The sequence below is a fragment of the Pseudactinotalea sp. genome, assembly GCF_048594945.1.
Lineage (GTDB): Bacteria > Actinomycetota > Actinomycetes > Actinomycetales > Beutenbergiaceae > Pseudactinotalea.
Window position 1 is genome coordinate 1 of the sequence record NZ_JBMDXJ010000102.1, and the last position, 3,932, is coordinate 3,932.

Consider the following 3,932-nt stretch of genomic DNA (forward strand, 5'->3'; position numbering starts at 1 on the left):
CTGGGCTTCTACCGGTCGGCCTTCTACGCACCCTCGCTGGTGGCGGCGAGCGTGTCGATCGCGATCGTGTGGAAGGCGATGTTCGTCGACGACGCCGCAGTGGACAGCTTCCTGCAGCTGTTCGGCATCAACATGGGCGGCTGGGTGGGCAACCAGAGCCTGACGATGCCGATGTTCGTGCTGCTGGCGCTGTGGTCCTTCGGCGGCCCGATGGTGATCTACCTCGCCGGACTCAAGCAGGTCCCGATGGAGCTGTACGAGGCGGCCGAGATGGACGGTGCGGGTGCTTTCCGGCGCTTCCTCACCATCACGGTGCCGATGATGAGCCCGGTCATCTTCTTCAACCTGCTCATGGAGACGATCGGTGCCTTCCAGGTGTTCGGCTCCGCCTTCATCATCTCCGGCGGCACCGGCGCCCCGGCCGACTCCTCGCTGTTCTACACGCTCTACCTCTACATCCGAGGCTTCACCGACTTCCGGATGGGGTACGCCTCCGCGATGGCGTGGCTGCTCGTGGTCGTGGTCGGTGTGATCACCGTGGTGCTCTTCAAGACCTCGAAGGGCTGGGTGCACTACGAGGGGGACAGCAAGTGACCATCGTGACGCCGGCGCAGCTGCCGCCCACCGAACCAGCCGACTCCCGTGACTCCACGGAGACCAGCGTCCAGCTGCGCCGCGCCGCCAAACAACGCTCGCGCGCGGGCAGCATCGCGTACCACGCGATGATGGTCCTGGTCAGCCTGGTGGTCCTGTACCCGGCGATCTGGATGGTCTTCAGCTCCCTCAAGCCGCACGCCGAGATCCTCGGGAGCGTCAGCCCGTTCTCCGAGAACGCCTCGCTCGACAACTATGTGACCGCACTCGCCGGCATCGGCGGCGTCTCGTTCTGGACGTTCTTCTGGAACTCGGTGTTCGTGGCCGTGATGAGCGTGGTCGGGACTGTCGCATCCTCGGCTGTCACCGCCTATGCGCTCGCGCGCGTGAACTTCCGCGGCCGCAAGATCTGGTTCGGGCTGCTGGTCGGCACGCTGCTGCTGCCCGGACACGTGACGATGATCCCGCAGTACATCCTGTTCCAGCAGCTCGGCCTCATCAACACCTTCACCGCGCTGCTGATCGGCAACTTCCTCGCCACGTCAGCGTTCCACGTGTTCCTCATCGTGCAGTTCCTGCGCGGCCTGCCACGCGAGCTCGACGAGGCCGCCCGCATCGACGGCGCGGGCCACGTCCGCACGTTCGGCTCGATCATCCTGCCGCTGCTGCGGCCGGTGCTCATCACCGTGGCGATCTTCGTGTTCATCAGCACGTGGAACGAGTTCCTCGGTCCGCTGCTCTACCTGAAGAAGCCCGACATGTACACGCTGCCGATGGCGCTGCGTCTGTTCGTGGACCAGACCTCCACCTCGAACTACGGAGCCCAGGTGGCGATGGCCGTGCTCGCCCTGATCCCCGTGGTGCTGTTCTTCTTCATCTTCCAGCGGTACATCATCGACGGCGTCGCCACCCAAGGGCTGAAGGGATGACGGCGCAGACTCGCCTCGCGCAGCCGGGCTCGGCCGATCTTCCGGCCGGGGTGCGGCCGCCGCACTTCGCGCTGTTCGCGGAGATGCTCCTCGTGGGTGCCGTCGTGTCGGTGCTGTCGTTGGGCATCGTCACCGTGTTGCCGGCGCTCGCGGCGGGGGTGGGTCACCTGCACCGCCACGCGGCGTTGCGCTCGGACAGATTCGGCCAGCTCCTCGCCGACTTCCGCGGCGGATTCCGAGGCGTGTGGGCCTACGCGCTCGCCCTCCCGCCCGTGCTGGCGCTGCTCGCGTTCAACATCCTCACGGTGAGCACCGCCGTCGTCCCAGGGCTCGTCGTGCGATGGGTGAGCGTGGCACTCATGGCCGCGATCGCCGTCGTGATCCTCCGAGCGGCCGCCCGCAGAGCGGGCGAGCCGATCGCCTGGCGGGACGCGATCCGGCTGGGGCGCAGCGATGCGTTCGCCGACCTGGGCGGCAGCGCACTGCTGCTGGCTGCCGTGGCGCTGTGCGTCGTGGTCGTGTGGATGCTGCCGATCCTGGTGCTCGTGGCACCCGGCATGCTCACGCTCGCGGTCGTCGGGGTGGCACTCCGGCGGGGCAATCGGTACTGAATCGTTCGCAACATGCGGCAACGCGTAGGCGTGCCGCTCCTGCGTGCGGCACGCTGAGCCCGCACGCTTTCGCAGCCGAGAGGACAGATCACGATGAGGTACGCCGTCGCCGGAACTGGTGCGCGCGCAGGGATGTACGTGGGAGCGCTGACCGGCGATCACGCCGATGCGGGTGAGCTGGTCGCGTGGTGCGAGCCGAACCCGGTGCGCTCGGCCTGGTACGACAACCGGATCTCGGCCGAGCTGCCGCGCTACGAGCCGGCGGACCTGGAGACGATGATCGTCGAGCAGCGGGTCGACCGGTTGATCGTGACCACCCCCGATCACGCGCACGCCGATGTGGTGGCGCGGGCGATGCGGGCCGGTGCGGACGTCGTCGTCGAGAAGCCGCTGACGATCTCTGAGGAGGGGTGCCGGCTGATCCTGGACGCGATGCGGGAGACCGGTCGCGATCTGGTGATGACGTTCAACTACCGGTACTCGCCTCGTAACAGCGAGCTGCGGCGCGTGATCGCCGAGGGGCAGATCGGGCGGGTGCTGTCGGTGAACTTCGAGTGGGTGCTCGACACCGCGCACGGCGCGGACTACTTCCGGCGCTGGCACCGTCTCAAGGACCGTTCCGGTGGTCTGCTGATCCATAAGGCCAGCCACCACTTCGATCTGGTGAACTGGTGGATCCAGGACGTCCCGTCGCGCGTGTACGCGACCGGCGGTCTGACGTTCTACGGGCCCGACGGCGCGGGTGCGGCCGGTGCGGGCGAGCGTCCCGCGCGTGGCTCCGAGGGCCGCGCGGACGACCCGTGGTCGTTGGACATCTCCGCTGATGAGCGTCTCAAGGAGCTCTACTACGACGCCGAGCAGCACGATGGCTACATCCGCGACCAGGACGTCTTCGGTGCCGGGATCACGATCGAGGACAACCTCGGTCTGACCGTCGACTACGCCGGCGGTCCGTTCATGACCTACAACCTCACGGCGCACTCGCCGTGGGAGGGCTACCGCGTGGTCGTCAACGGCTCCGAGGGTCGCGCTGAGCTGGAGGTCGTCGAGCGTTCCTGGGTCGAGGCCAAGGGAGCGATCGTGGACCCGAGCGCGAACGAGGTCGAGCAGGCCGAGGCCACCCGACCCAAGGGCGCGCGGCTGGTGGTGCAGCGGCACTGGGAGGCAGCGCGCGAGCTCGAGATCCCCGAGGGAATCGGTGGCCACGGCGGTGGCGACGCGTTCCTGCTGCAGGACGTGTTCGCGCCCGGCACCCGGCCCGACCCGCTGGCCCAGGCCGCCGGAGCGCTCGACGGCGTCCGCGCCGTCTGCGTCGGAATCGCCGGCAACGCCTCGCTCGCCTCGGGTCAGGCGATCCACATCGCCGACCTCGACCTCGGCGTCGACCCCGCCGCCGACTCGCTCGAGGCCGGCTCGCCGGCGTGAGCAGGTACTGCTTCATCAACCGGGTGCGGGCCGACAAGCTCGCCGAGTACACCGAGGCGCACGCCGCGGTGTGGCCGGAGATGCTGGAGGCGCTCCGCGACGCGGGCTGGCGGGACTACTCGCTGTATCTGTCCGACGAGGGGCTGCTGGTAGGCCACTTCCAGGCCGACGACTACGCCGCGGCCCAGGAGGCGATGACGCGGACCGAGGTCAACCCGCGCTGGCAAGCGAGCATGGAGCGGTTCTTCGTCAACCCAGGCAACCCGGATGAAGGGTTCCAGCTGCTCCCGGAGATCTTCCATCTGGAGGATCAGCTGCATGCCGCGGGGCTGCCGGGAGCGGCCCCCGGGGGTGAGAAGCAACGGGCCGCCCC

At 68.4% G+C, this 3,932-nt stretch carries 5 protein-coding genes; all 5 read left to right on the plus strand.

Translation table 11 applies throughout. The features are described 5' to 3' along the window. Positions 1 to 594 (plus strand): carbohydrate ABC transporter permease (locus ACOJSN_RS04835; RefSeq protein WP_420111377.1); only part of this gene is annotated, 594 nt, incomplete at its 5' end. A gap of 5 nt (positions 595 to 599) precedes the next feature. Beyond that, on the plus strand, positions 600 to 1,523 hold the full coding sequence (locus ACOJSN_RS04840) for a carbohydrate ABC transporter permease (RefSeq protein ID WP_420111381.1): 924 nt from the start codon (positions 600 to 602) through the stop codon (positions 1,521 to 1,523). Further along, positions 1,520 to 2,134 carry a hypothetical protein gene (locus ACOJSN_RS04845; protein ID WP_420111378.1) on the plus strand — a complete coding sequence of 205 codons (615 nt, stop codon included), beginning with the start codon at positions 1,520 to 1,522 and terminating at the stop codon, positions 2,132 to 2,134. The genes ACOJSN_RS04840 and ACOJSN_RS04845 overlap by 4 nt, the downstream gene beginning before the upstream one ends. 93 nt (positions 2,135 to 2,227) lie before the next feature. Continuing rightward, positions 2,228 to 3,559 carry a Gfo/Idh/MocA family protein gene (locus ACOJSN_RS04850; RefSeq protein WP_420111379.1) on the plus strand — a complete coding sequence of 444 codons (1,332 nt, stop codon included), beginning with the start codon at positions 2,228 to 2,230 and terminating at the stop codon, positions 3,557 to 3,559. Continuing rightward, positions 3,556 to 3,932 (plus strand): L-rhamnose mutarotase (locus ACOJSN_RS04855; protein WP_420111380.1); only part of this gene is annotated, 377 nt, incomplete at its 3' end. The genes ACOJSN_RS04850 and ACOJSN_RS04855, both read left to right, overlap by 4 nt.

Excerpts from the sequence above, each read along its gene's own strand:
- ACOJSN_RS04850 (WP_420111379.1), top strand. The coding sequence starts at position 2,228 with ATGAGGTACGCCGTCGCCGGAACTGGTGCGCGCGCAGGGATGTACGTG.
- ACOJSN_RS04845 (WP_420111378.1), top strand. The coding sequence starts at position 1,520 with ATGACGGCGCAGACTCGCCTCGCGCAGCCGGGCTCGGCCGATCTTCCG.